Origin of the sequence: Pantoea agglomerans (assembly GCF_020149765.1) — a bacterium.
Taxonomy (GTDB): domain Bacteria; phylum Pseudomonadota; class Gammaproteobacteria; order Enterobacterales; family Enterobacteriaceae; genus Pantoea; species Pantoea alvi.
This window is the reverse complement of sequence record NZ_CP083809.1, coordinates 110,655-135,737: the sequence shown is the minus strand read 5'-3', so window position 1 is coordinate 135,737 and position 25,083 is coordinate 110,655. Positions and strand designations below refer to the sequence as shown.

Sequence of the window (25,083 nt, the reverse complement as noted above, 5' to 3'; positions counted from 1 at the left end):
GGGCCGGGCGCCCTGCCCGGCTAGCTCAGCTTATGCAGCGTCACGCCGTGGCGCGCGCCGTAGCGTTCGATACCGGCAATCACCTTTTCCACACTCAGGGGCGGCGGCGGCGCGAAGAGCGGCGCCCGCGCCCGCAGCGCGGTGTCGAAGTGCGCGGAAGCGGCGAAATCATGCGGATAGCGCTCGGTATCGACGCCGACAAACGCCCCCTCATGCATCGCGCGATCGAGCAACCCCCGCCAGCGGTCGAGCGGTGCCAGGCCGATACTCTCCGTCCCGGTTGAAGAGAGCAGCATATCGATATCGCGATAGCGCGGCTGGCGATCCAGGAAGCGCGCCAGAGAGGCGGCGGAAGGCTCGGCGCCCGACATCAGCCAGAACGGAATGGCGTGCTGACGCATGGTGCACCAGGGATCCATCAGCAAATAGCTGCTTACCGTCAGGCGCGTCGCGTTGATGCCCGCCGCCAGATACCAGTCGCGGTAGATCTCCGCCACGACGAAGCTCAGCGCCTCAGGGTCCTGATAGCGTATCTCCAGCAGCTGCCAGCCCTGATCTGCCGCCAGCTTTTTCAGCGGCGACTTCAGATACTCGTCCAGGCCCCACTCCGCTTCCGGCACGGTGTCGGTTGGCGCAGGTGCATCCCACTGCTCGCGATCGCTGCCGGAACGCGCCAGAAACTCCGCGACGCGTCCGCCGCCCTGCAGATAGTCGCTCTCGGTTGCGCCGCCTGGCCCGCCGAACTGGAAGAAAGAGCGGTCGCTGGTGCGCGTTACCGGCCACTGCCGCGTACAGTGGCTGATAAACAGCGTGCTGTTGCCCGGCAGGCTGCGCATCAGAAATTCATTAAAAGCCAGCGGCAGCGCGCGCAGCTTGAGGTGAAAGTAGCGCATCCTGGCCAGCAGCTGCCGGTCCTGATTGGGATCCTGGATATGGTGCACCGCCAGACGCGGCCAGGCCGCCAGCAGCGCCGCCGCGACCGATTTTCCCTGCTCAAAGCCCGCCTGCGCGTCGTCGGGATCGCTGTGCGCCGCGCGTACCGGACAGAGAAAGGTTTGCGGCAGCCAGGGCGCGCCCGCCGCTGCCGCCAGATGGGTCAGCGCGCCATTGGACGAGCCGATAAAAGCGGCGGGATAGTCCTGCTCCGGGTATTCGCTCACCATCCATTCGGCGATGCCCTCAACATCCAGATCCCCCGCCTGCGACTCGCTGATGCCCTCCGCCAGGCCGCCGACGGCGTAGCCCCACTCTCTCAGCCGGGTCGGCAGACGGTCGAGCGATGGCAGCAGGCGATCGCGTATCGGCGAGGTTTCGCCGTCGTCGACCGGTTTATCATGCAGCGTATGGGCCAGCGCCATCAGCATGGCGGTAGCGGAGTCGAAACGGGCGATGCCTTTAGGCAGTTTACTCATCCTGATACTCCTGCTGAATGCGCGTCAGAAAGGGACGGATGGCGTGGCGAAAGCTCCACGGATAGACATAGTGCAGCGTATGGGTGCCGCCGCGCAGCGTCAGCACCTCACCGCGCGGCAGCAGCGCGCCCAGCTCATCGACCCAGCGCGCAGGCGAAACCGTATCGCGCGAGCCGCGCAGCAGCAGCGTTGGCGCGTTGATATAGGGCAGACGGTGTTCAATACGGTCCTGCAACAGCAGACGGTGGGTTTTCAGGGCGCGCCACAGGCCCGCTTTGGCGAGATCGACGCGCGTCAGCGACGCGGCGGAGCGATGGCGTTCGAGACGGCCATTGCGCCAGCCGCGCCAGGCCTGACGCAGCAGGCTGCGCGCGTGGCGATCCACCGTCGGCCCCTGGAAAACCAGCCCGGCAACCGCCTCGGGATGTTTCACCGCCAGCGCGGCAAGCACCTGGCAGCCGGAGGCGCTGCCGATCCAGATAGCGCGCGTCAGCTGGTTATGCTGCAGCCACTGCCAGAGCGCCTCGGCCTGCTCGTCAACCGACAGCGCCGCCACGGAAGCGGGCAGCACGCTGGCACCGAACCCCGGCAGATCCGGCACCAGCACGCGGTAGTTGTTGCTCAGCGCCAGCGCCAGCTCCTCCATCGGCCGCCCCGACATCACCAGCTCATGCACCAGCACCAGCGGCAGGCCAGGCGCGTCGTGGGGAGTCACGCGGGTAAACATGCGCCACTCGCCAACCTGCTGAAAATAACCGGCCAGCCCGGCGTGATGGCTGCGTGGCGAAACGGGCGGCGTCTGTTTTAAACGTCGCCACTGCTGAACGCTCCACCAGGTTGCCGCTGCGCCCAGTCCTAGCCCGGCCAGCAGCGCGCCGCTCTTCCAGCGCGTCGGTTGTTCCTTACGCCTCATTACCTGCTCCTGAATAGGGTTGTGTCACTTCAGTGTAGGCGGCGAAATCGTGACCAGCAGGCGAGACGGGGGAAGTTATTTTCAGGGGCGCGCCAGCCGCGCCTCGCACTGCTGCGCGATTTCCCACAGGCGATGGCGAATAACCTGCTTCAGGTGCAGCGTGGACTGCGACTGCGGCCGATCGCGGCGGCTGATGAGCGTGACCTCGAACGGCAACGGCTGCGTAATCGGCAGCAGCGTCAGCTGATCGGCGTAGCGGCAGGCGGTAAAAAGATCGACCACGCCGACGCCGCCGCCCGCCAGCACCATATCCGCAATCACGGAGTAGGTTTTAATCGAGAGCGACACGGCCGGATAGAGCCGTTTGTCGTCAAGGGCGCGGTGCAGCACGCGGCCAAGCGGATCCTGTGCCTGCATCAGCAGCAGATTATTGGCACAGAGCCACTCCAGCGACACCGGCGCTTCCCGCTGGAGATGGGGAGGCAGCAGCGCCACCATCGAAGAGTGAAAAAGCGGCTCCGCCAGCAAATCCGCGTCGACCTGCTGGCCAAACACCAGCGCAAAATCGAGCTGGTCATCAAGGATGTTGCGGCACAGCGTGGAAAAATGTTCGGTTACCAGCTCGACGTTAACCGCCGCCGCCTGGTGACGATAGCGCACCAGCGCGGGCGCCATCACCATCTGACCAAAGGCGTGCGCCGCGCCGACGCGCACCGTCTGCCCTTCGCCGCGCCGTAGCTGATCCGCCAGCTGATTAATCGCCTGCAGCCGGTGATAAAGCGCGTCAACCTCCGGCAGCAACCGCCGCCCTTCAGCGGTGATCACCAGGCCTTGCGCGCGCCGTTCGAACAGCGCAAAGCCCAGCTGCTGTTCGGCATGGTTGAGCACGCGGCTGACGTTGGGCTGCGACACGTTCAGCAGCCGCGCCGCCCCGCTGATGCTGCCCGCCTGGGCGATCGCCTGAAAAACTTCAATATGGCGCAGACGCATGGTTATTCGCCCCAGGTCGCTTCCAGCACGCGCAGCCAGTTGCCATAGCAAATTTTATGCAGCAGTTCAGGGCTATAGCCGCGCGCCGCCAGGGCGGCGACCAGCCGAGGGAAACCGGCTACGTCGCGGAAGTCATCCGGCATGGTGGCGCCGTCGAGATCGGAGCCAAAACCAACGCCATCTTCGCCGACCTTGTCGAGAAGATACTCAACGTGGCGAACAATTTCTTCGAGGCTGGTGGGCGCGTCGCGCCTGCCGTCTTCGCGCAGAAAAGGCACGGCGAAATTCACCCCGACAAAGCCGCGCGTCTCGGCAATCGCCGCCAGCTGGCGATCGGTGAGATTACGCGACTGCGCGCTAAGCGCGTGGGCGTTCGAATGGCTCGCCACCAGCGGCGCGTCGCTGATAGCAGCGGTGTGCCAGAAGCCTTTTTCATCCATATGGGAGAGATCCACCAGAATGCGGCGTCGATTGCAGTGGCGCACCAGCGCCTTGCCCGCCTCGGTCAGTCCGTTGCCGGTATCGGGCGACGACGGATAGCGGAAGGGAACGCCCTCGCCGAACTGGTTAGGGCGGCTCCAGAGCGGCCCCAGGCTGCGCAGACCGCTGGCGTAGAGGATATCGAGCAGCTCGCCATCGACGTCCAGCGCCTCCGCGCCCTCAATATGCATCACCACTGCCAGCCTGTCGCTGGCCATGCAGCCGCGGATCTCCTGCACGCTGCGGCAGATTTTAATCTGCTGCGTGGCCTGCTCGATGCGCAACAGCAGCGCCAGCATAGAGAAGGTGGCGTCGCGCGCGGTGGCGGTCGCCTCTTCAGAAAGAGAAACGGGAGATGGCGCGCTTCTTGCAGCACTTCCGTCGTCCGCAGCGGCGAGAGAGGCGTGCCCGGGCGCCCAGGCGGCAAAAATGCCGCCCGCCATCTTGCCCTGGCGCAGGCGCGGAAAATCGAGTTGGCCCGACGGCGTTCCCTGTAGAAACGCGTTGACCGCATCCGGGCGATGATGCTGCCACAGCCGACAGAGTACGTCGTTGTGACCATCAAATACGGGAACTTCCGGCCATGCCTGATGATGATTTTCCGACATTTTTTAGATTCCGTTTGCAAAGGGTATTGCACAAAAGCGGCATGCAGGCGGCGCGGACGCACCAAAACAGAGCAGGCGTTTTATGCGGCGATGAGAGCGATTATTAATCGCCTGCGGCCAGACGACTGTCAAGCTAAATAACAGCGCGATTTTATTTTTTAATTTTATTAATCAATAACCTGGAGTTAAAATGGTCACCAGAAGACGCTTTATCGCAGGATGCACCGCCGCGCCCTTTTTATCCTGGCTGAGCCTTAACACCGCCTTTGCCGCCACGCCCCCCAGCATGCTGGTTATGGCGATGCAGCTCGACAATATGACCAGTCTCGACCCGCATGAAAGCTTTGAAGCCACCGGCGGTCAGATCTGCGGCAACCTCTACCAGAAGCTGGTGCAGCCCGATCCGCAGCAGGCGGATAAGGTTATCGGCATGCTGGCGCAAAGCTGGGAAGCAAACGCCGACGGTTCGGTATTTACTTTCCATCTCGATCCGGCCGCGACCTTCGCCGACGGCACGCCGCTCACCGCCGAGGATGCGGCCTTTTCCATCGAGCGCATCGTTAAGCTCGACAAGAGCCCGGCCTTTATCATTAACCAGTTCGGCTTTACTAAAGAGAATGTCACCAGCAAAGTGACGGCGAAAGATGCCCATACGCTGGAGATGACGCTGGGCGCGCCCACGTCGGAGTCATTTCTGCTCTACTGTCTCTCCGCCACGGTCGGCAGCATCGTGTCGAAAAAAGCCTGCCTCGCCAACCAGCAGAACAACGATCTCGGCAACGCCTGGCTGAAGCAGCACAGCGCCGGCTCAGGTGCCTTTACGCTGCGCAGCTGGAAGGCGAGCGAAACGGTGATCCTGGAGCTGAGCCCGCAGTACGCAGGCAAGAGCGCCATCAAGCGCGTCATTCTCAAACATATCGCCGACCCCGCCGCGCAGTCGCTGATGCTGCAAAAAGGCGATGTGGACGTCGCCTACGATCTCACTACCGAGCAGTTGAAACCGCTGCAGTCCGCCAGCGACGTAACGCTGGTGAAGCAGCCGCTTTCCGCCATTATGCTGATGTCCTGTAATACCACGCACCCGCAGCTGCAAAAGCCGCAGGTGTGGCAGGCGCTGAAATGGGCGATCGACTACGACAGCATCCAGAAAAATATCCTGTCGCTGACCTACAACGTACACCAGAGCTTTCTACCGTCCGGCTTTCCGGCGGCGCTCGACGACGCGCCTTTCCACCGCGACGTAGACAAAGCGAAAGCGCTGCTGGCGGAAGCGGGCTACCCGGACGGCTTCGAAATTACCCTCGACCACTACTCGATGCAGCCCTATCCCGATATCGCCCAGGCGATTCAGACCCAGCTCGGCGCTATCGGCATTAAGGTGTCGCTCATCGCCTCGGAGAACCGTCAGGTGCTGACCAAAATGCGCGCGCGTCAGCATCAGCTGGCGATCACCTCATGGGGCGCGGACTACTTCGATCCCCACTCCAATACAGAGGCCTTCTGCGTCAATACCGACAACACCACCGGCGCGCGCAACCGCACCCTGGCCTGGCGCTGCGGCTGGTCAGACGACGAATTTAACCAGCTCACCGCTCAGGCGCTGCACGAAAGCGACCCGGTGCAGCGCCTCGCGCTGTATAAAAAAATAGAGCAGCAGCATCGGGAGAAGAGTCCGTTTATTTTTATGATGCAGCAGATCCAGACCACCGCCTGCGCGAAAAATCTCTCTGATGTTCATATGACCGTGCTGGAGCAGTGGCCCTATCAGCAGGTGAAAAAAGCGTGACGGGCGCGATAACACGCGGCGTCAGCTCGCTGGGCAGCCTGCTGCTGACGCTGTTCGGCCTGACGGTGCTGACCTTCTTTATCGGTCGGGTGATGCCGACCGATCCGGTGCTGGCGGCAGTCGGCGACAACGCGCCGCAGTCGGTGGTGGAGCGCGTGCGCGCGGAGATGGGGCTAGACCAGCCGCTCTACGTGCAGTTCGGCCACTATCTTAACCAGCTGCTGCACGGCGACCTGGGCCGTTCCGTGCTGACCTCAAACAGCGTCGTCAGCGATATCGCCCGCTTTTTTCCGGCCACCATGGAGCTGGCGACGGCGGCGATTGTGATCGCCGCGCTGATCGGCATTCCCCTCGGCGTCTGGGCGGCGGTGCGTCAGGGCAGCTGGCTCGATCAGACCATTCGCGTGATCTGTCTGGCGGGCCATTCGCTGCCGGTGTTCGTGCTGGCGCTGCTCAGCCTGCTGCTGTTCTACGCCGTGCTCGGCATCGCGCCGGGGCCAGGGCGGCAGGATATTATCTGGCAGGATATGATCCCGCAGGTCACCGGATTTCTCACCATCGATTCGCTGCTGGCGGGCGAATATGACGCCTTCCGCGACGCGCTGGCGCACATGGCGCAGCCGGTCTGCATCCTCGCCTACTTCAGCATGGCCTACATCACGCGTATGACCCGCACCTTTATGCTCAACGCGCTCAGCGGCGAGTTTGTGATTACCGCGCGCGCCAAGGGGCTGTCGTCACGCCGCGTTATCTGGCGCCACGCCTTTCCCACGGTGGCGGTGCAGCTGGTCACGGTGCTGGCGCTGACCTACGCCGGGCTGCTGGAGGGGGCGGTGGTGACGGAAAATGTCTTCGCCTGGCCGGGCCTCGGACAGTATCTCACCACGTCGCTGATGAACGCCGACATGAATCCGGTGGTGGGCGCCACGCTGCTGGTCGGCACGGTTTACGTGCTGCTCAACCAGCTCGCCGACCTTCTCTATCGACTCTGCGATCCACGGGTAAAATAATGTTTATTTCACGCAACTGGCTGCTCGCCGATTCGCCGGCCAACCGCCGGCAGGCGGTGTGGGGACGCCGCTACCGCCTGTGGCTGAACCTGCGCGCCAATCCGCTGGCAACAGGCGGCATGGCGGTTATTCTGCTGATGCTGCTGCTGGCGATCGCCGCGCCGCTGCTCACCCCTTACGATCCCGGCGCGCAGCATCTGGAAAACCGTCTGGCCGCGCCCTCCGCCGCGCACTGGCTGGGAACCGATGAGCTGGGGCGCGACCTCTGGACGCGTATTATTTACGGCGGCCGCACCACGCTCGGCATGGTGATCGCCGTTGTGGCGCTCACCGCTCCGCTCGGCCTGCTGATCGGCTGTATCGCCGGCTATCTCGGCGGCTTTGTCGACAAGGCGCTGATGCGCATCACCGATATTTTTCTCGCCTTTCCGCGCCTGATCCTGGCGCTGGCCTTCGTCGCCGCGCTCAAGCCGGGGGTCGAGAGCGCGGTGCTGGCGATCGCCCTTACCGCCTGGCCGCCGTATGCCCGACTGGCGCGCGCGGAGACGCTGCAGTTTCGCCACAGCGACTTTATCGCCGCCAGCCGCCTGACCGGCGCCTCGCCGCTGCGCATTATTCTGCGCCACATTATGCCGCTGTGCGTGCCGAGCCTGATCGTGCGCGTCACGCTCGATATGAGTTCAATCATTATTACCGCCGCCAGCCTCGGTTTCCTCGGCATGGGCGCGCAGCCGCCGTCGCCGGAATGGGGCACGATGATCGCGACCGCGCGCCGCTTTCTCTTCAGCGAATGGTGGGTGCCGCTGATGCCGTGCATCGCCATTTTTCTCACCTCGCTGGCCTTTAACTTTCTCGGCGACGGTCTGCGCGACGTCCTCGATCCCAGGGAGCGCTAAATGCTGGTGGAAATTGAGAACCTACGCATCGCCTTTCGCAGCCGCGCTGACAGGGTCGAAGCGGTGCGCGGCGTCAGCTTTAGCGTCGGCAAAGAGAAATTCGCTATCGTCGGCGAAAGCGGCTCGGGCAAATCGCTCACCGCGCGCAGCCTGATGCAGCTGCTGCCCGGCAACGCCGAGGTCAGCGCCGACGCGCTGCGTTTTGACGGCATCAACCTGCTGGGCGCCAGCGAGAAAACGCTGCGGCAGGTTCGCGGCAGACGCGTCGGCTTTATTCTGCAGGATCCGAAATATTCTCTTAACCCGGTGATGACTATCGGCCAGCAGGTCGCCGAAGCCTGGCGCGAGCACAAAGGCGGCAGCAGAAAAGCGGCGATGCAGGCGGCGATCGGCCTGCTGGAACAGGTGAAAATCCGCGACCCCGCCGCTGTGGCGCTGCGCTATCCCCATGAGGTTTCCGGCGGCATGGGGCAGCGCGTGATGATCGCCATGATGCTGGCGCCCGATCCCGAACTGCTGATTGCCGATGAACCCACCAGCGCGCTCGACGCCACGGTGCAGGCCGAGATTCTGCGCCTGATTGACGACCTGGTGTCGGCGCGCGGCATGGGGCTGATTCTGATCAGCCACGACCTGCCGCTGGTGTCACACTTCTGCGACCGCGTGGCGGTGATGTACGCCGGACGTATCGTCGAGCAGCTCGATGCCCACCAGCTGCACCAGGCGCAGCATCCCTATACGCAGGGGCTGCTGGCCTGCCTGCCATCGCTGCGCCACCCGCGCGCGCGGCTGCCGACGCTGCAGCGCGACGCCGCATGGCGCGATTAGGAGAAAGCTATGTTTGAGATCGATAAGCTGGACGTAAACTTCGGCGCGCACCGCGCCGTTAAAGCGGTTTCGTTCCAGGTCGGCAGCGGCGAGAGCTTCGGCATGGTAGGCGAAAGCGGCTCGGGCAAATCGACGGTGCTGCGCGCGCTGGCGGGCCTTAATCACGACTGGCGCGGTGAGATCCGCTTTGGCGGCATGGCGCTGACCGCCAGGCGCGGCCGGCCCTTTTTTCGTCAGGTGCAGATGGTGTTTCAGGATCCCTACGGCTCGCTGCATCCGCGCCAGACAATCGACCGCATTTTGCATGAGCCGCTGCTGGTACACCGCCTCGATCGCGCCGAGCAGCGCATCAGTCAGGCGCTGAGCGACGTCGGCCTGCCCGCCGCGGCGCGCTTTCGCTATCCGCATCAGCTTTCCGGCGGCCAGCGTCAGCGCGTGGCGATCGCCCGCGCGCTGATCGCCGAACCGGAAGTGCTGCTGCTGGATGAGCCCACCTCCGCGCTGGACGTTTCGGTACAGGCGGAAATTCTCAATTTGCTCAGCGATCTGCGCAGCGCGCGCAATCTTACCTATATTCTGGTGACGCATAATCTGGCGGTCGTCACCCATCTTTGCCAGCGTATCGGCGTGATGCAGCATGGCGAAATGGTGGAACAGCTCAGCGCGGAGGATCTGCGCGCGCGGCGTCTCCATCATCCGCATACCGCGCAGCTTTTCGATTTAAGCATTGGGCTGGAGGAGCCGGCATGACGCTGGAGTGGCAGCAGGCGGCGGCGGTCGCCGACGAGATCGTTCAGGGCTGGCGACGGCCCGGCGCGCCAGGCGGCGCGATAATGCTGTTCGACGCCCGTCAGGTTCATTCGACGCACTGCGCCGGGCTGGCGGATCTGGCGCAGCAGACGCCGTTTACCCTCGACAGCGTGGTGCGCTACGCCTCGCTCACCAAACATCTTTTCGCTGCGCTGGTAACCGGGCCGGGCCGCCGCTATCTGTCGCCTGACGACAGGCTGGCCGATCACCTGCCGCAGCTGCGCGGCGCCAGCGGGCAGGTTACCGTCGGCCAGGCGCTGGATATGTCGAGCGGGCTGCCGGATCTGCGTGAAACCCTGTCGCTGATCGGGCTGTCGGTCTATAACGCCACCACCGACGCCGACCTGCTGGCGTTCCTCGCCGCGGAGAGCGGGCTGAACTACCCGCCGGGCAGCGAAGTCTCTTATACCAATACCGGCTATCGGCTGGTGGAGGAGGCGCTTAAAGCCAAAGGGGTGCGTTTCGACGCGCTGCTGCAGCAGTATATCTGCCAGCCGCTCGATATCAGCCTGTCCGCCCCCGAAAGCTGGTTCGACGTCGTGCCCGGTCTGGTGCCGGGCTACTGGTTCGACGGCAGCCGCTGGCAGCTCGCCAGCGCCGGCCTTCATCTTTCCGCCTCCGGCAGCGTAGCCGGCAGCCTGCGCCATCTGACGCGCTGGCTGCAGGCGCTGCTGAGCGACCTTGGCCCCGGTGCGGGCGTGCTGCAACGCCTCAGCGCGCCGCGCCTGCTGGCGGACGGGCGCGTCAGCGGCTACGGGCTGGGCCTGGCCACTACCCAGCTCGGTACCCAGACGCTGTTTGGCCACGGCGGCTCGCACGCGGGCTATAAAAGCTATTTTCTGCTGCACCCTGAGCGCCGGGTCGGCGTGGCGCTGGTGGCGAACCGGGAGGATGTCGCCACCTCTGAAAGCGCGCTGCGGGTGATGGCGGCGCTGCTTAACCGGGCGCTGCCGGAGAAAGGGCACCCTCTCGCGCCCGGCCTCTATACTGGAGAACAGGCGGCGGAGTGGCTGGAGATCAACGGCGACACGGCAACCTGGCTGGGGGCAAGCGAAACCCTGTGGCGCGACGACGCGCACGGCGACGCGCGCTCGCTCTCCAGCACCCTTCCGCTGCGGCTGCGCCAGGAAGGTGCCGACATCGTCGGCGAAATTGGCCATGCTGCGCCGCGCCGCTTTACGCCAGCGCAGCCAGACAGCGCCAGCCTGCAGGCGATGCAGGGACGCTGGTTTCTGCCGCAGTGGCGCAGCGAACTGGAGATTGCGGGGGAGAAGCTGATTATGGGCATCGGCCCGGCGGCGATGGTTGCCAGCCTGCAGTCGCTGAGCGGCAACCGGGTGCTGGCGACCGCGCAGGACGGCCCCTGGCAAAAGCGCTTTATGCTGGAGCGCGACGGCAACCGGCTGCGCCTGCTGCTTAACCGCAGCCGGGTGGTGCAGTTTACGCGATAACGTTGCGCAGCCTGCCGATCTTCTCAATTTCCACTTCCACTACGTCGCCGCTGAACATAAACAGCGGCGGCGTGCGTTTTTTACCGACGCCGCCTGGCGAACCGGTAAAAATGACGTCGCCCGGCGAGAGCGGACTGAAAGCGGAGATGTACTCGATAATACTGGCGACGTTATGCACCATGCTGCCGGTGGTATCGTTCTGAACTTCCCGTCCGTTAAGGAAGGTTTTGATCGCCAGCGCCTGCGGATCGCCAATCGCCTCGGCCGTGGTCATCCAGGGGCCGAAGCCGCCGGTCTGCGGCCAGTTTTTCCCGGCGGTAAACCAGGTGAACTGCATGTCGCGTACCGTCGCATCCATAAAGCAGCTGTAGCCCGCCACGTAGCTCAGCGCCTCGTCGGCCTTCACCCGATGCGCCGGTTTGCCGATGATCACCGCCAGCTCGCCTTCATAGTCAAATTCGCTGGTGGAGTCAGGCTTCATCAGCGGCTGGTCATGACCGGTCAGAGAGTCGGCGAAGCGGATAAACAGCGTCGGCGCATTCTGGGTTTCTGAAAACTCCTTGCGCTTATCGGCGTAGTTCATGCCGACGCAAAAAACCTTACCGGGATTGTCAATTACCGGCAGAAAGCGCAGCGCAGCAAAGGCGTAGTCGGCGGGCAGATCGCGAAACGCCGCCAGATCCGCCAGCGAGGAGCGCTGCAGAAAGGTTTTCAGATCCGGGCACTGCGCGCCCAGGCGCGTGCCGACATCCACCACGCCGTTTTCTTTTACGATGCCGAAACTTTTAATGCCCTGGTCTGGAAGATAAAAACTGCAAAGCTGCATTACTGCCTCGTTGTTATCGATAAATTCGCGCGCAGGTTAACAAAAGATGAGATAAAAATCGTACGAACTTCCGCTCATCCGATGACATAAGGTTTAATTTTGTGTCGACGCCAGATAAGAGAAGGCGCTGAGCAGGCTGACCAGCGTCGCCATACGCTCCGCCTGGTAGCCGACCGTGACGGCATCGAGGCGCGCGACGCCGGGGATCAGGCAGAAAAGATCCGCCAGCACCGGTTTGCTCGCCTGTAGCCTCAGCCGATAGGGCGCGCTCAGAGAGGTTTCGCACGCGCCAGAAGCGCGCGAAACCGCGCGCGCCGCCGCTTCCCGGATACGCTCGCGCGCCGCCTGCGGACTAAGCGATTCGGCGCAGGTGTGAGAAATTGCGCGCTTTACGCAAACATATTCCGCGTCGGGGTGGCGTTCGCCGATCCACTGCTGCAGGCAGTTGTCTCCGCTTACCAGCCACAGCGGCGTGCCCTGCTCCGCCGCCGCCGCCGCGTAGATGTCGCTTTCCCCTGCCACGCGATCGTTGATCAGGATGCGCCAAAAGGCGCGTCCGTTGATGGTGTGCGCCAGCACGCCCGCCTCTCCCGCCGCGCTGTGATAGCCGATCAGCATCAGGCCATCGAAGCGCTGCTGTTCCAGCCCCTCGACCATCGAGAGCGCGCGCGGTTTGCCCTGCACCAGCCTGGCGCGCGCATCCATCTGCTCGGCGCGCAGGTTGGTCATCTGCGCATGGCTGTCGGCGACCACCACCTCGGTGGCGCCCGCGGCGAAAGCGCCGTCGATGGCGGCGTTCACCTCCTGCTCCATTAAGGCGCGCGCCAGCTGCCATTCGGCGTGGCCGGGTGCGCACTGCTCCGGGCGCATCACGCCCGCGACGCCTTCAATATCGGCTGAGATAAAGATCTTCACTCTGTGACTCCTGCAAGGCGGTCGAGCACGTCGCTGAGCGCCGGACGGTGGTGGCCGCGAAAGCCGGTGACGGGCCGGGCGCTAAGCAGCGCGTCCAGCACCGCATGTTCGGTGGCGTCGGCCGCCGCCGACAGCATCGGCTCCAGCGCGGCATCCTGCGGCGGCTGCGGCGCGGGCTGCGTAGAGAACGCCACCGCGATATCGCCGGATCCGTGTCCCCAGTAGCTGCCAGACCGCCCCAGGCCAGCACCGGCGCGCTTCGCTATGCGCGTCAGCTGGCGGGCGTCGAGCGGCGCGTCAGTCGCGAGGATAATAATGACAGAGCCGGCGTCGCGCTGCGGCGTCAGCGACGGCAGCAGCGGCGCGATCCGCTCGCCAATGCGCACGCCATCCAGCGTCAGCGCCTCCAGCACGCCGAAGTTCGCCAGCACCAGCACGCCAAGCGTGGCGTTAAGGGCATCAATGCGGCGCGAGGCGCTGCCGATGCCGCCTTTCAGGCTGAAGCAGCTCATGCCGCGCCCTGCGCCAACGCTGCCGCGCGCGAAGTCGGCGTCGGCGGCGTCGAGGGCGGCCTGCGCCATCGCTTCGGTCACCGCCATCGCCTGAATATCGTTGAGCCAGCCGTCGTTGCACTCCAGCGCCAGCGGATTGACCGTGGGCAGCGCCCGTCCCAGCTCGGGGTTGGCGCCAATCGCCGCGCGCGCCAGCGTGTTGAACAGCGTGCCGATCGCCAGCGTGTTGCTGAGCAGAATCGGGGTCTGCAGCACGCCCAGCTCGGCGACCTGCACCAGCCCGACCGGCTTGGCGAAGCCGTTAAACACCGCCGCACCGCACGGCAATGGCCGGATGAAAAGATTCTCCCCTGGCGGCACAACTGCCGTCACGCCGGTTTGCAGCTCGTCGCGGTCCAGCGTGTAGTGGCCCACGCGCACGCCGGGCACGTCGCTGATGCGGTTGGTCGGCCCGCAGACGCCGCGCGGCAGACCAAGGCGGCGCGTGGCGCGCCAGCGCTGCAGCAGCAGGTCGCATTGTTGTTGGTGAAAGTCCATCTTTAGCTCTTTAGTTTAGGATCCAGCGTATCGCGTAGCGCATCGCCCAGCAGGTTGAACGCCAGCACCGTCATAAAAATCGCCAGGCCGGGAAAGACGCTAACGTGCCACAGCCCCGCCATCATCATGCTGCGGCTCATGGCAAGAATATTGCCCCATTCCGGCACGTCAGGCTCCGGGCCGAGGCCGATAAAGCTCAGCCCGGCGGCGGTAAGGATGCTGGTGCCGATGCGCATGGTGAAGTAAACGATCACGTTCGGCAGCGTGCCGGGAAGAATATGACGCAGCAGAATCACCCGATCCGGCGCGCCCGCACAGCGCACCGCTTCAACATAAGCGGCCTGCTTTAGCGACAGCGTCGAGGCGCGTACGATGCGCGCAAAGACCGGCACGCTGAATACCGCCACCGCGATAATCACGTTGTTGAGGCCGGGCCCCAGTATCGCCACCACCGCAATCGCCAGCAGCATGCCGGGAAAGGCGAAGAGCACGTCGGAGCCGCGCATAATCAGCATATCGACCCAGCGCCCATAGTAGCCCGCCAGCAGGCCAAGCACGATGCCCGCCAGCATGCCGAGCGTCACCGATACCACACCGACGTAGAGGGAAATACGTGCGCCGTAGATAATGCGGCTCAGAACATCGCGCCCAAGCTCGTCCGTGCCCATCCAGTGCGTCCCTGACGGCGGCATGGAGAGCGCCGTCCAGTCTGGCTCCATGGGATTCCAGGGCGCCAGCCAGGGGGCGAAAAGCGCAACCAGCACCAGCAACAGCACGAAACTGCCCGACGCCAGCGCCAGCGGATTGCGCGCAAAAGCGTGCAGAAAGTCGCGCCACGGCGAGCGGATCGCGTCGCTGTCGACGGTGGTTAGCGTCTGCTGGCTCATTTGGCCCCCTGACTGAGACGAATTGCCGGATTAACCACCGCATAGAGCAGATCCACCAGCAGGTTGATAACGATAAATTCAAACACGAACAGCATCACCAGCGCCTGAATGACCGGCTGGTCCTGCGCCTTGATCGATTCGATCAGCAGCCAGCCCAGGCCGGGCCAGTTGAACACGCTCTCCACCACGATTGACCCGCCGAGCAGAAACCCGAACTGCAGGCCCAGCATGGTGATCACCGGGATAAGCGCGTTGCGCATCACATGTTTCCAGGTCACGCGCGCCGCGCGCAGTCCTTTGGCGCGAGCGGTGCGCACATAATCTTCCTGCGCCACCTCAAGAAACGCCGAGCGGGTAAAGCGCGCCATAACGGCCGCAACCGACGAGCCGAGCGTAATGGCGGGCAGGATAATATCGGCAGGCTGGTTGAAGCCGCTGACCGAGAAGAAGCCGAACGGCATGGCGACGAACTGGATCAGCAGCAGACCGAGCCAGAACGCCGGCATTGAAATGCCGCCGACCGCGGCGCTCATCAGCGCCCAGTCCAGCCAGCCGCCGCGTCGCAGCGCCGCCGTCACGCCCAGCGCCAGGCCGAGCGCCACCGACCAGGCGAATCCCGCCAGCGCCAGCCACAGCGTCGGCATAAAGCTCTTTTGAATCAGCTCCAGCACCGGCTGCTGGGTGCGGTAGGTGACCCCCAGGTCGCCGCGCAGGATGCCGCCCAGCCAGTTAACGTACTGCTGCGGCAGCGGATCGTTCAGGCCGAGATGCTGACGCGCCGCCTCAACCGCCTCGATCGGCGCGTCAGGCCCGGCGTAGATCCGTGCCGGATCGCCAGGCAGCAGCTTAATAAAGCCAAAGACCAGCAGCGAAACTACCAGCAGCACCGGAATCATCTCCAGCAGTCGACGCAGGATGTATGCGAACATAACCTTCCTTTTTTACAGTGCCGTTGGGCGTTATTTAAAGACCGCCTGATTAAAGAGCAGATTGCCGTCCGGCAGCATCGACACGCCGCTCAGCTTCTGCGTTTTGCCGACCAGGTTATCTGGCGTGCCGAGAAAGGCGACAGGCGCATCTTTCCACAGCAGACTCTGCGCGTCGGCGTAGGCTGCTGCGCGCTTCGCCGGTTCAGCCGTCGCCAGCCCGCCGGCGATCGCCTTATCCACCGCCGGGTTGCTGTAGTAGGAGACGTTGTAGGAGGTCGGCACCCAGGATTCGGTGGCGAACAGCGGACGCAGCGCCCAGTCGGCATCGCCCGTCGAGGTAGACCAGCCGCCGTAGTAGAGATCGTACTCGGCCTGTTTTGGATCCTTTACACCCCAGAGTCTGGCGTTGCGCGTGCCGGAGTCCATCGGCGTGACGGTAACGCGGATGCCAACGGTGGCGAGCTGCGCCTTAAGAAACTGCGCGGCGCGAACGCTGGCGGTGGCGTTGGTACACCAGAGCTTGAGATCGAGACCGTTCGGGTAGCCCGCCGCCGCGAGCAGGGCTTTCGCCTCTTCCGGCGCGTAGCGATAGTTCGGCGCGCTCTGTTTCTGATAGAACTGCACCCCGCCCGGGATCGCCGAGGTCGCAGGGGTGCCCATACCGGCAAAGCCCACCTTCAGCCATAGCTCGCGGTTAATGGCATAGTTGATCGCCTGTCGCACGCGCGTATCCGCCAGCGGCTTATGCTGGGTATTGATCGCCATATAGTAGAGATAGATGCTGGGATCGCGCTGGATCGCCAGCCGGCTGTCGCTCTGCACCGCGCCGATAAGATCGGACGGCAGCGGATAGATCGCATCTACCTGGCCCGACTTCAGCGCCGCGACGCGCGTAGCGTCTTCCGGGCTGGGCGAGAAGATCACGCGATCCACCTTCGGCCAGCCTTTATTCCAGTAGCCGTTGAATTTCGTCAGCGTCACCGCCTTGCCGGGCTGCCACTCCACAAAGGTAAAAGGCCCGGTGCCGACCGGATGCAGACGCAGCTGCGCCTCGTCGGGAAAGGCTTTCAGCACCGTCGGGCTCCACATCACCGCCGACGGGTGCGCCAGGGTGTTGATAAAGGCGCCGAACGATTCGCTCAGGTCGATTTGCACTTTATTGGGTGCCAGCACCGTAACGCTTTTGATCATGCGGTAAAGACTGTTGCGCTTCAGCCCCTTTTTCTGGTCGGCGAGCCGGTCGAGGTTAGCCTTTACCGCGTCAGCGTTAAACGGCGTGCCATCCTGAAAGGTCACGCCGTCGCGCAGGGTCAGCGTAAACTGCGTGGCATCGTCGTTGCTGGTATAACCCGTCGCCAGCCAGGGCATCAGGGTCATTTTGGCATCGAACTGAAACAGTCGTTCAAATATCCCGCTCTGCACCGAATAACTGATGTTATCGGAGGTATCATGCGGGTCGAGGCCGGTAATATCGGCGTACATTGAGATACGCAGATCCTGCGCCTGCGCGACGCCGGCCAGCGTGAGTGTTAAACCGAGGGCAACAGAGGTACGGCGAAAAAATGGCTTCATAAAAGGCTCCTGGTGGCAATAAATAGGCGCAATTAACGGTCGTCGGCCACCCAGTGATCGGGCGCGACCTGGCGATAACGGTGTTTACTCACTCTCTCTGTTACGCTGCGTATTGGGGATGGAATTTCACCGTCGTCGAAACGGCGCTCCGGGCGGTGACGCGGATCGACCACCGGCACCGAGGCCAGCAGACGCTGCGTGTAGGGATGCTGCGGCTGATTAAAGAGCGACTGCCGCGGCCCAATCTCCACGATCTGTCCGAGATACATCACCGCCACGCGGTTGGCGATGCGCTCCACCACCGCCATGTCATGCGAGATAAAAATCCAGGCGACGCCGGTCTGCTGCTGCAGATCCATCATCAGGTTGATGACCTGCGCCTGAACCGACACGTCGAGCGCAGAGACCGCTTCGTCGGCAATAATAATGCGGGGTTTAAGCGCCATCGCGCGGGCGATAGCGATACGCTGCCGCTGTCCGCCAGAGAACTCATGGGGGTAGCGCCGCGCATGTTCCGGCAGCAGGCCGACGCTCTTTAACAGCGCTTCAACCTGCGGCGTCGCCTCGTCGAGCGATCGCACCAGCCCGTGCAGCAGCAGCGGCTCGGCGATAGTAAAGCCCACGGTCAGTCGCGGGTTGAGCGACGCGTAGGGGTCCTGAAACACCATCTGGATTTCGCGCCGCAGCGGCTGAAACTGCGCCTCTTTCAGGCTGGCAATTTCGCGGCCGGCGAAGAGAATACTGTCGGCGTCGCCGTCGACCAGCCGCATCAGCGCGCGGCCGGTGGTCGATTTGCCGCAGCCGCTTTCGCCGACAATCGCCAGGGTTTCTCCCGGCCAGAGGGCGAAGTCGATCTGTTCGACCGCATGCACGCGGTGCGTCAGCGCGGAAAAAATACCGCTGCGCACGGGAAAGCGTACGGTCAGTCCACGCACGTCGAGCAGCGGTTTCTCTTCGTAGCGCGCGGTGATGTGCGCCTCCTCCTCTGGCGCGTCGCTGTGCAGCAGCGGAAAACGCTGCGGCCAGCGCTGTTCGCGCATGTCGCCAGGTTTCGGCACGGCCGCCAGCAGCGCCCGGGTGTAGTCATGCTGCGGCGCGGCGAAGATCGCCTCCACCGGCCCCTGCTCGACGACGTTGCCGCGATACATCACCACCACGCGGTCCGCGACTTCCGCCACCACGCCCATATCATGCGTGATAAACAGCACCGCCATCCCTTTTTCCCGCTGCAGCTCGCGCAGAATATGGAGAATGCGCGCCTGCACCGTGACGTCGAGCGCGGTGGTCGGCTCGTCCGCAATAAGCAACTGCGGATCGCACGCCAGCGCCTGCGCAATCATCACGCGCTGGCGCATCCCGCCGGAGAGCGCGTGCGGATAGCTTTTCATTACCCGATCGACGTCGGCGATGCGCACCTGACGCAGCAGCGACCGCGCGCGGGCCTGCGCTTCAGCGCCAGAGCAGAGTCGATGGTCGCGCAGCGCTTCGGTAAGCTGATCGCCCACGCGCAGCACCGGGTTGAGCGAGGTCATCGGCTCCTGAAAAATCATCGCCATCTCCCGTCCGCGCAGCCTGCGCCGCTGCTCATCGCTGAGCCGGCTGAGATCGCGCGTTTCGCCCGTGCGGTCGCGAAAGCGAATCGCGCCGCCGTCGATGCGCGCCGAGGCGGCCAGCAGCCCCATTACCGCCAGCGAGGTGACCGATTTTCCCGATCCGCTCTCGCCGACGACCGCGACAATTTCCCCGGGCTGAATGGCGAAAGAGACATCGTGCAGCGCCTGATGCGAACCGCTGCGCCCGCGAAAGCTGACGCTGAGATGCTCTATCGCCAGCACCGGCGCGCGCGCTGAATCGGCAACGCTGGCGGCGTCAGGCAGGCGAGAAGTGTCCGTCATCGTTGCTCCATATGCGTTACAGCCAGATACGGCCTTGTGAATAGGAAAGGAAGGGCGAACTGTCCGCCGCCAGCCAGATGGGGCCATCCAGATCGACATGTTCTGCCTGCGGGGTAACCAGCAGCGCCGCCTCCATCGCCAGCGAGGAGCCGAGCATGCAGCCGACCATCAGCCGCATCCCCTGCTTTTTCGCCTCGTCAGCCATCGCCAGCGCCTCCGTCAGGCCGCCGCACTTGTCGAGCTTGATATTGATCATCTCGTAGCGATCGCGCAGCGCGGCGATATCGCCGCGCGTGTGGCAGCTTTCATCAGCGCAGAGCGGAATGGGATGGGCGATGCCCGCTAAACCGGCATCCTCGCCCGCCGGCAGCGGCTGTTCGATCATTGCGAGCCGGTAAGGCAGCAGTGAGGCAAACAGCGACGGCAGATCAAGCCCGCTCCAGGCTTCGTTGGCGTCGGCGATCAAGGTGGCGTCAGGCGCGGCGGCGCGGACAGCCGCGACCTTTTCCACAATCGCCTCGCGGTCGAGCTTGATCTTGAGCAGCAGCGCGCCGCGCGCTACCGCGTCCGCCGCCGCGTCGGTCATCTTCTCGACGCTGTCGAGGCTGAGGGTTTCAGCGGTCACCACCGACGGCGGCGCGCTCAGCGCGGCCTGCTGCCACAGGGTTTGCTTCGCCCGCGCGGCGTCCAGCCGCCACAGCGCGCAGTCCAGCGCGTTGCGCGCCGCGCCCGCGTTAAGCTGCGTTTGCAGCGCATGGCGGCTCAGCCCCGCCTCGATCGCCTCTTTCATCGCGTTAAGCTGCGCGTGCACGCTCTCGACGGACTCGTTATAGCGCGGCGTCGGCGTGCATTCGCCGCAGCCGATAAAACCGTCCTGCTCCAGAACGACGCGGATCACCGCCACGGCGGTGCGGGTGCCGCGCGCAATGGCGAATGGCCGCGCCAGCGGCAGCGTCAACACCTCAATCAGCATGCGACGCATCTCAGCCCCGCTCTTTCAGCAGGGCGGCGATCGCATCAATGCCGAAACGCACCGGATCCGTTGCGGGCACGCCAAAGGTGTCGCTGAGCTGCGCGCAGTAGTCGCGCGCCTCTTGTTCGCTGAAGTTAGAGGTGTTGATGGCGAAACCGGCCAGCTGCGGATTGTCGCTGGTCACCTGCGCCGCGCGCAGATTGGCTTCGACGCAGTCCGCCAGGCCCACCATCGGCTGATGAGGCAAATGACGCATATGCGGACGCCCCATCTCATGGCACATCACCAGCCAGTGCGGCTGCGCGCCGTGGATTAATCCCATGCTGACGCCCGCATAGGAGGGGTGGAACAGCGAGCCTTGCCCCTCGACGATATCCCAGTGATCGTCGTCGTTGGCTGGCGAGAGCGCCTCCGCCGCGCCGGCGATAAAATCGGCGATAACCGCGTCGATGGCGATGCCTTCGCCCGCCACCAGGATGCCGGTCTGTCCGGTGGCGCGAAAATCCGCCTTCATGCCCTGCTCGCGCATGGCGGCTTCCAGCGCCAGCGAGGTATACATTTTGCCGACCGAGCAGTCGGTGCCAACGGTCAGCACGCGTTTTCCGCTGCGCTTTTTGCCGCTGCCCACGTTTAGTTTCGGCCGCATATGACGGATATCGAACAGCGCGACGCCGTGCGCCTCCGCCAGCGCCACCAGTTCAGGTTCGTCGGCCAGACGATGATGCAGGCCGCTCGCGACGTTCATCCCTGCTTTAATGGCGGTGGTAATGCTCTCCAGCCAGTGCTGCGGCAGATAGCCGCCGGCGTTGGCGGTGCCGAGCACCAGCGTTTTGGCGCCGCGCGCCTTCGCCGCCGCGATGTCCAGCTCTTCAAGTCCCAGGGTCACGGTACAGCCGGGCAGGCGAATTTCGCCGACGCACTGTTCGGGTCGCCACACCTGAATGCCGCGCGCGGTTTTAGCGGCCAGCGGATCGGTGACGTCGCCGAGAAATAGCAGATAGGGTTGCGGGATAAGCATAATGCGTTCTCTTTCAGACAGGGTGGAAGGTCTGAAAGGCACTATTTCACGGGCGGCGAAGCGGGACGAATGCTTGTTTAGTCGCTGGCTATAACCTGCGGCTATAGCGAAAAGCTGAGCTTATGGCAGAGGCCGAATCGGGTGGTAAAAAGAGGAGGGTGCGCGAAGGCGTAGAAAGAAAAGCGTATGGCGAGGGGGCATCACGGCACGCTAGCGGCCGTGATTGCCTGAGACGGTATAAAGCGTAAAGGATTAGTACATCGCGCCTGGCGGTACATATTTGAAGGTTTCGACGTAAGCGCGGAAAACATATTTTACGAAGCGTTTCATAGGCTACCTGATTCAAAATTTGTTGAAGAAATGCAGAGAAATTATAACTTCCGTGCATTTTTCAGGCAATAAATTTTGAACCAGATCACAAAAACACCCTTAACGGGCGATAACAACTCAGGCGAAGAGATTGAGATGCTCGATCAGAATGGTACAGCCGATAGCGATAAGCACCACGCCGCCGAGCACTTCCGCCCATTTGCCCAGCACCGGCCCGACCAGCCGTCCCACCAGCACGCCGGTGGTCGCCATAATGGTAGTCGCCATGCCGATGGTCAGCGCGGTGGCGATAATATTGACCTGCAGGAAGGCCAGGCCCACGCCCACCGCCAGCGCGTCCAGGCTGGTGGCGACCGCCGTGGTCGCCAGCACCATAAAGCCATGACGCTGCGGCGCTTCGCACGCTTCTGCCGTCGCCGTCTGGCGAAAACCTTCCATCATCATGCGTCCGCCCAGGAACGACAGCAGAATAAAAGCGACCCAGTGATCCCAGGCCATTACATAACGGCTGGCGGCGAGGCCGGCAGCCCAGCCGATCAGCGGCGTCAGCGCTTCAATCGCGCCAAAAATCAGACCGGTGCGCAGCGCTTCTTTAAATCCGGGACGATGCAGCGCCGCGCCTTTGCTGAGCGCAGCGGCAAAAGCATCCATCGACATGCCGAAGGCAAGGATCAGAGTTGCGATAAAAGTCATAATGGCTAGTGTCAGGGTAAAAAGCGTTCAGACGCCTGCTTTTTGCCGCAATAAAGGTTCAGTCTGGTAAAAGTGCGCGCAGTCTAGCACGCATCCCGCCTGATAAAAAGACAAGGAAATCATGGATTTAAATATAGCAAAGGCTATAACTTTTATCTTTCGCTATCTTTTGCCGCTAAGTTAATGGTCCTTAAGCCTTTTCTCAGAGCCAGACGCGCGGCCTGAAGGCGTGGCCGCGGCGGGGATTGAACCCCGGCGGAGATTGCCGGAAAATAGCCGCGCTGACTAATGCGGAACCTGCTGATGAAAAACCCTTTTGAATCCCTGATTATCCCCGGCGGCATCTTGCTGCTCGGCTTTCTCTCTGCGCTGCTGCTGCCTGCGCCCAATTTTGGACTGACGATGGCCAGAAGCCTGACCCAGCGTCTGCACCTGCAGGATATCAACCAGCTCTATACCCTGATCTTCTGCGTCTGGTTCCTGCTGCTGGGCGCGGTGGAGTTTTATGCGATCCGCTTTATCTATCGCCGCTGGTTTCGCACCTGATCCTGTTGCCTGTCGCTGCGGCTGTCGGCCCGGCGCGGGCAGATTGAAATCACAAAAATGTAACATTACTTTTACAGAATCGGCTGAAAAAGGCCGCCTCGTGAAAAATCCTTTATCGATCCCTTTTTGTCTAATCTTTTAAAATCAGCGCCTTATAAAATAAGGCGATTTTTCCCTCTCTCCCTGCCATGCACCGTCATCGTGCATTTCCGCAACATCATATTCGGTTAACCCGCTGAGTTTTCGATAAAAAATTCCTTATGCACGTCGAGCCGGGATGATTAATTCTTATGCTGAATCATTTCTGCATTTAAAAAATAAACAAATGTTTAATTCAGAGGCGAGAATGTTATATTCAACAGATAAAGCATAACGTGCAGTTAACCTGCAGCCCGCTTAAACGAACCTGAGTCTTAACCTTTGAGAAATAGCGCAACGCGCTCCCAAGAAGCGCGGCTATTTCGCCTGCGAACCTGTTGAGCATCAGGTCAACAGAGAGAGGAGATGTCGCCTCATGAGCAAAACAGCTGTAAACCTTACGCTCGCAACGAGCGCCGTTGGCACGGGAAAACCGCAGATGTCCGAGCGTAAAGACGTTGATGTGCTGCTGATTGGCGCAGGCGTAATGAGCGCGACGCTAGGCGCCTGGCTACAGGAGCTGGAGCCGGACTGGGCCATTGAAATGGTCGAGCGTCTCGATAACGTGGCGGAAGAGTCCTCTAACGGCTGGAACAATGCCGGGACCGGCCATGCCGCGCTGGCGGAGCTGAACTATACGCCGTTAAAGGCGGATGGCAGCATCGATATCAGCAAAGCGCTGGCAATTAATGAATCCTTCCAGGTTTCCCGTCAGTTCCTGGCCTGGCAGGTGCAGAAGGGACGTCTCCACTCGCCTGAACGTTTTATTAACAGCACGCCACATATGAGTTTTGTCTGGGGCGATGAGAATGTGGCTTTCCTGCGCAAACGCTATCAGGCGCTGCAGAAAAGCACGCTGTTCCGCGGTATGGCCTACTCCGAAGATCCACAGCAGATTGCCGAATGGATCCCGCTGGTGATGAAAGGCCGCGACCGCCGCCAGAAAGTTGCGGCGACCTGGACGGAGATGGGCACCGACGTCAATTTCGGCGAAGTGACGCGTCAGCTGATCGCCTCGCTGGAGAAACATCCCGGCTTCCGCCTGCGTCTGCGTCAGGAAGTGCGCGACCTCAAGCGCCTGAGCGACGGCCGCTGGCAGGTTACCCTGCATTCGCTGGCAACGGGCGAGAGCCGCCTGCTAACGGCGAAAAACGTCTTTATCGGCGCGGGCGGCGCGGCGCTGCCGCTGCTGCAGAAGAGCGGCATCCCGGAGGTCAACGGCTACGCCGGTTTCCCGGTCGGCGGCTCGTTCCTGGTGACCGAGAACCCGGACGTGGTGCGTCAGCATATGGCGAAGGTCTATGGCAAAGCCTCGGTCGGCGCGCCGCCGATGTCGGTGCCGCACGTCGATACCCGCGTGCTGGACGGCAAAAGAGTGCTGCTGTTTGGCCCGTTCGCCACCTTCTCCACCCGGTTTCTTAAGCAGGGCTCGCTGCTGGATATGTTCGGCTCGATAAACAGCAGCAACCTGCTGCCGATGATGAACGTCGGGCTGAAGAATTTTGACCTGGTGAAATACCTGGTCGATCAGGTGCTGCAGAGCGATGCCGATCGCATGGAGGCGCTGCGCACCTATGTGCCGGAGGCGCATCCTGACGACTGGCGTCTGGTTACCGCTGGCCAGCGCGTGCAGATTATCAAAAAAGAGGGCAAAGAGGGCGGCGTGCTGCGTCTCGGCACTGAAGTGGTCACCTCGGAAGATGGCTCTATTTCCGCCCTGCTCGGCGCCTCGCCGGGCGCCTCCACCGCTGCGCCGATTATGCTGGAGCTGATGGCGAAAGCCTGGCCAGAGCAGATGGCGTCGACGGAATGGCAGAACCGCATTCGCGCCGTGGTGCCCTCCTGGGGGCGCAAACTTAACGGCGACGTGGCGCTGACGGAGCGAGTGCTGGCGGATACCAGCCGCGTGCTGAAACTCGCCTACGCGCCGCCGGTGACGCCAAACGCTGCGAACGACGAAGCGCGCGAAACCGCCCATGTGGTAGGCAAGTAAGCCCGTTTGGCCGATCAAAGCCCCGCCCTGGCGGGGCTTTTTGTTTCCGGGTATCGCGCCTGGTCGAGTCGTGGATTCTCTATTAGGGTTAATGAAACGCTTTTTTTCTCGTCACGTTTCGCTAACCAGGAGAAT

Annotated in this window: 23 protein-coding genes; 8 read left to right on the top strand and 15 right to left on the bottom strand. The window is 62.9% G+C overall.

Annotated elements, in window-relative coordinates:
• Positions 1–20 precede the first annotated feature (20 nt).
• From LB453_RS03045 to LB453_RS03030, 4 genes are all read right to left on the bottom strand, one after another.
• Positions 21–1,412: a hypothetical protein gene (locus LB453_RS03045; protein WP_103796238.1), complete on the bottom strand. Its 1,392-nt coding sequence runs from the start codon at positions 1,410–1,412 to the stop codon at positions 21–23.
• Positions 1,405–2,325: an alpha/beta fold hydrolase gene (locus tag LB453_RS03040; RefSeq protein ID WP_103796237.1), complete on the bottom strand. Its 921-nt coding sequence runs from the start codon at positions 2,323–2,325 to the stop codon at positions 1,405–1,407. The genes LB453_RS03045 and LB453_RS03040 overlap by 8 nt, the downstream gene beginning before the upstream one ends.
• Before the next feature lie 81 nt (positions 2,326–2,406).
• Entirely contained in the window at positions 2,407–3,315 is a 909-nt protein-coding gene (locus tag LB453_RS03035) for a LysR family transcriptional regulator (RefSeq protein WP_103796236.1), read from the bottom strand.
• A gap of 2 nt (positions 3,316–3,317) precedes the next feature.
• Positions 3,318–4,403, bottom strand: a complete 1,086-nt coding sequence (locus LB453_RS03030; RefSeq protein ID WP_103796235.1) for a dipeptidase — start codon at positions 4,401–4,403, stop codon at positions 3,318–3,320.
• Positions 4,404–4,593: 190 nt separating this feature from the next.
• Here LB453_RS03030 and LB453_RS03025 point away from each other — a divergent pair, with 190 nt between their 5' ends.
• From LB453_RS03025 to LB453_RS03000, 6 genes are all read left to right on the top strand, one after another.
• Positions 4,594–6,189 (top strand): ABC transporter substrate-binding protein, encoded by a 1,596-nt coding sequence (locus tag LB453_RS03025; protein WP_103796234.1) that lies wholly within the window; start codon positions 4,594–4,596, stop codon positions 6,187–6,189.
• A 92-nt stretch (positions 6,190–6,281) separates the two neighbouring features.
• Positions 6,282–7,199, top strand: coding sequence for an ABC transporter permease (locus LB453_RS03020; RefSeq protein ID WP_233215857.1), 918 nt, complete (start codon positions 6,282–6,284; stop codon positions 7,197–7,199).
• Positions 7,199–8,095 carry an ABC transporter permease gene (locus LB453_RS03015; RefSeq protein ID WP_199187329.1) on the top strand — a complete coding sequence of 299 codons (897 nt, stop codon included), beginning with the start codon at positions 7,199–7,201 and terminating at the stop codon, positions 8,093–8,095. The genes LB453_RS03020 and LB453_RS03015 overlap by 1 nt, the downstream gene beginning before the upstream one ends.
• Positions 8,096–8,923 carry an ABC transporter ATP-binding protein gene (locus tag LB453_RS03010; RefSeq protein WP_103796232.1) on the top strand — a complete coding sequence of 276 codons (828 nt, stop codon included), beginning with the start codon at positions 8,096–8,098 and terminating at the stop codon, positions 8,921–8,923.
• Between the two features lie 9 nt (positions 8,924–8,932).
• On the top strand, positions 8,933–9,673 hold the full coding sequence (locus LB453_RS03005; protein WP_103796231.1) for an ABC transporter ATP-binding protein: 741 nt from the start codon (positions 8,933–8,935) through the stop codon (positions 9,671–9,673).
• Positions 9,670–11,184: a serine hydrolase domain-containing protein gene (locus LB453_RS03000; RefSeq protein ID WP_103796230.1), complete on the top strand. Its 1,515-nt coding sequence runs from the start codon at positions 9,670–9,672 to the stop codon at positions 11,182–11,184. Before LB453_RS03005 ends, LB453_RS03000 begins: the two co-directional genes overlap by 4 nt.
• Here LB453_RS03000 and LB453_RS02995 read toward each other — a convergent pair.
• The 11 genes from LB453_RS02995 to mntP all read right to left on the bottom strand — a co-directional run bounded on the left by LB453_RS02995 (position 11,174) and on the right by mntP (position 22,271).
• A complete protein-coding gene (locus LB453_RS02995; protein ID WP_103796229.1) occupies positions 11,174–12,010 on the bottom strand; it encodes a fumarylacetoacetate hydrolase family protein in 837 nt (278 codons plus the stop codon). The genes LB453_RS03000 and LB453_RS02995 overlap by 11 nt on opposite strands.
• A 93-nt stretch (positions 12,011–12,103) precedes the next feature.
• Positions 12,104–12,925 (bottom strand): M55 family metallopeptidase, encoded by an 822-nt coding sequence (locus LB453_RS02990; RefSeq protein ID WP_103796228.1) that lies wholly within the window; start codon positions 12,923–12,925, stop codon positions 12,104–12,106.
• Positions 12,922–13,974, bottom strand: coding sequence for a P1 family peptidase (locus LB453_RS02985; RefSeq protein ID WP_103796227.1), 1,053 nt, complete (start codon positions 13,972–13,974; stop codon positions 12,922–12,924). The genes LB453_RS02990 and LB453_RS02985 overlap by 4 nt, the downstream gene beginning before the upstream one ends.
• A gap of 2 nt (positions 13,975–13,976) precedes the next feature.
• Positions 13,977–14,861: an ABC transporter permease subunit gene (locus LB453_RS02980; protein ID WP_103796226.1), complete on the bottom strand. Its 885-nt coding sequence runs from the start codon at positions 14,859–14,861 to the stop codon at positions 13,977–13,979.
• Entirely contained in the window at positions 14,858–15,790 is a 933-nt protein-coding gene (locus tag LB453_RS02975) for an ABC transporter permease (protein WP_103796225.1), read from the bottom strand. Before LB453_RS02975 ends, LB453_RS02980 begins: the two co-directional genes overlap by 4 nt.
• 30 nt (positions 15,791–15,820) lie before the next feature.
• On the bottom strand, positions 15,821–17,362 hold the full coding sequence (locus tag LB453_RS02970) for a glutathione ABC transporter substrate-binding protein (protein WP_103796224.1): 1,542 nt from the start codon (positions 17,360–17,362) through the stop codon (positions 15,821–15,823).
• 32 nt (positions 17,363–17,394) lie between these two features.
• Positions 17,395–19,257 (bottom strand): ABC transporter ATP-binding protein, encoded by a 1,863-nt coding sequence (locus LB453_RS02965; RefSeq protein WP_103796223.1) that lies wholly within the window; start codon positions 19,255–19,257, stop codon positions 17,395–17,397.
• 16 nt (positions 19,258–19,273) lie between these two features.
• The gene (gene dgcA, locus LB453_RS02960; RefSeq protein ID WP_224481589.1) at positions 19,274–20,239 is read right to left on the bottom strand and encodes an N-acetyl-D-Glu racemase DgcA; all 966 of its coding nucleotides are present in this window, start codon (positions 20,237–20,239) and stop codon (positions 19,274–19,276) included.
• Between the two features lies 1 nt (position 20,240).
• Positions 20,241–21,248, bottom strand: coding sequence for an N-acetyltransferase DgcN (dgcN, locus tag LB453_RS02955; protein WP_103796221.1), 1,008 nt, complete (start codon positions 21,246–21,248; stop codon positions 20,241–20,243).
• A gap of 252 nt (positions 21,249–21,500) precedes the next feature.
• The gene (gene azuC / locus LB453_RS23380) at positions 21,501–21,578 is read right to left on the bottom strand and encodes a stress response protein AzuC (RefSeq protein WP_146053841.1); all 78 of its coding nucleotides are present in this window, start codon (positions 21,576–21,578) and stop codon (positions 21,501–21,503) included.
• 117 nt (positions 21,579–21,695) lie between these two features.
• A complete protein-coding gene (mntP, locus tag LB453_RS02945; RefSeq protein ID WP_103796220.1) occupies positions 21,696–22,271 on the bottom strand; it encodes a manganese efflux pump MntP in 576 nt (191 codons plus the stop codon).
• Positions 22,272–22,574: 303 nt separating this feature from the next.
• Between mntP and LB453_RS02940 the strand changes: the two genes are divergently transcribed.
• Positions 22,575–22,817: a DUF1158 domain-containing protein gene (locus tag LB453_RS02940; RefSeq protein WP_103796390.1), complete on the top strand. Its 243-nt coding sequence runs from the start codon at positions 22,575–22,577 to the stop codon at positions 22,815–22,817.
• A gap of 514 nt (positions 22,818–23,331) precedes the next feature.
• Complete coding sequence (gene mqo / locus LB453_RS02935; protein WP_103796219.1) at positions 23,332–24,948, top strand: malate dehydrogenase (quinone); 1,617 nt, start codon at positions 23,332–23,334, stop codon at positions 24,946–24,948.
• Positions 24,949–25,083 lie beyond the last annotated feature (135 nt).

Bases quoted from the DNA above. Each gene is read 5' to 3' on its own strand.
- LB453_RS03030 (WP_103796235.1), bottom strand. From the start codon at position 4,403: ATGTCGGAAAATCATCATCAGGCATGGCCGGAAGTTCCCGTATTTGAT.
- LB453_RS03005 (WP_103796231.1), top strand. From the start codon at position 8,933: ATGTTTGAGATCGATAAGCTGGACGTAAACTTCGGCGCGCACCGCGCC.
- dgcA (WP_224481589.1), bottom strand. From the start codon at position 20,239: ATGCGTCGCATGCTGATTGAGGTGTTGACGCTGCCGCTGGCGCGGCCA.
- LB453_RS03040 (WP_103796237.1), bottom strand. From the start codon at position 2,325: ATGAGGCGTAAGGAACAACCGACGCGCTGGAAGAGCGGCGCGCTGCTG.
- LB453_RS02975 (WP_103796225.1), bottom strand. From the start codon at position 15,790: ATGTTCGCATACATCCTGCGTCGACTGCTGGAGATGATTCCGGTGCTG.
- LB453_RS03000 (WP_103796230.1), top strand. From the start codon at position 9,670: ATGACGCTGGAGTGGCAGCAGGCGGCGGCGGTCGCCGACGAGATCGTT.
- mqo (WP_103796219.1), top strand. From the start codon at position 23,332: ATGAGCAAAACAGCTGTAAACCTTACGCTCGCAACGAGCGCCGTTGGC.
- LB453_RS02985 (WP_103796227.1), bottom strand. From the start codon at position 13,974: ATGGACTTTCACCAACAACAATGCGACCTGCTGCTGCAGCGCTGGCGC.
- LB453_RS02965 (WP_103796223.1), bottom strand. From the start codon at position 19,257: ATGACGGACACTTCTCGCCTGCCTGACGCCGCCAGCGTTGCCGATTCA.
- LB453_RS03010 (WP_103796232.1), top strand. From the start codon at position 8,096: ATGCTGGTGGAAATTGAGAACCTACGCATCGCCTTTCGCAGCCGCGCT.
- LB453_RS03045 (WP_103796238.1), bottom strand. From the start codon at position 1,412: ATGAGTAAACTGCCTAAAGGCATCGCCCGTTTCGACTCCGCTACCGCC.
- LB453_RS02970 (WP_103796224.1), bottom strand. From the start codon at position 17,362: ATGAAGCCATTTTTTCGCCGTACCTCTGTTGCCCTCGGTTTAACACTC.
- mntP (WP_103796220.1), bottom strand. From the start codon at position 22,271: ATGACTTTTATCGCAACTCTGATCCTTGCCTTCGGCATGTCGATGGAT.
- LB453_RS03035 (WP_103796236.1), bottom strand. From the start codon at position 3,315: ATGCGTCTGCGCCATATTGAAGTTTTTCAGGCGATCGCCCAGGCGGGC.
- LB453_RS03015 (WP_199187329.1), top strand. From the start codon at position 7,199: ATGTTTATTTCACGCAACTGGCTGCTCGCCGATTCGCCGGCCAACCGC.
- LB453_RS03020 (WP_233215857.1), top strand. From the start codon at position 6,282: ATGCCGACCGATCCGGTGCTGGCGGCAGTCGGCGACAACGCGCCGCAG.
- dgcN (WP_103796221.1), bottom strand. From the start codon at position 21,248: ATGCTTATCCCGCAACCCTATCTGCTATTTCTCGGCGACGTCACCGAT.
- LB453_RS02980 (WP_103796226.1), bottom strand. From the start codon at position 14,861: ATGAGCCAGCAGACGCTAACCACCGTCGACAGCGACGCGATCCGCTCG.
- LB453_RS02995 (WP_103796229.1), bottom strand. From the start codon at position 12,010: ATGCAGCTTTGCAGTTTTTATCTTCCAGACCAGGGCATTAAAAGTTTC.
- LB453_RS02940 (WP_103796390.1), top strand. From the start codon at position 22,575: ATGAAAAACCCTTTTGAATCCCTGATTATCCCCGGCGGCATCTTGCTG.
- azuC (WP_146053841.1), bottom strand. From the start codon at position 21,578: ATGAAACGCTTCGTAAAATATGTTTTCCGCGCTTACGTCGAAACCTTC.
- LB453_RS03025 (WP_103796234.1), top strand. From the start codon at position 4,594: ATGGTCACCAGAAGACGCTTTATCGCAGGATGCACCGCCGCGCCCTTT.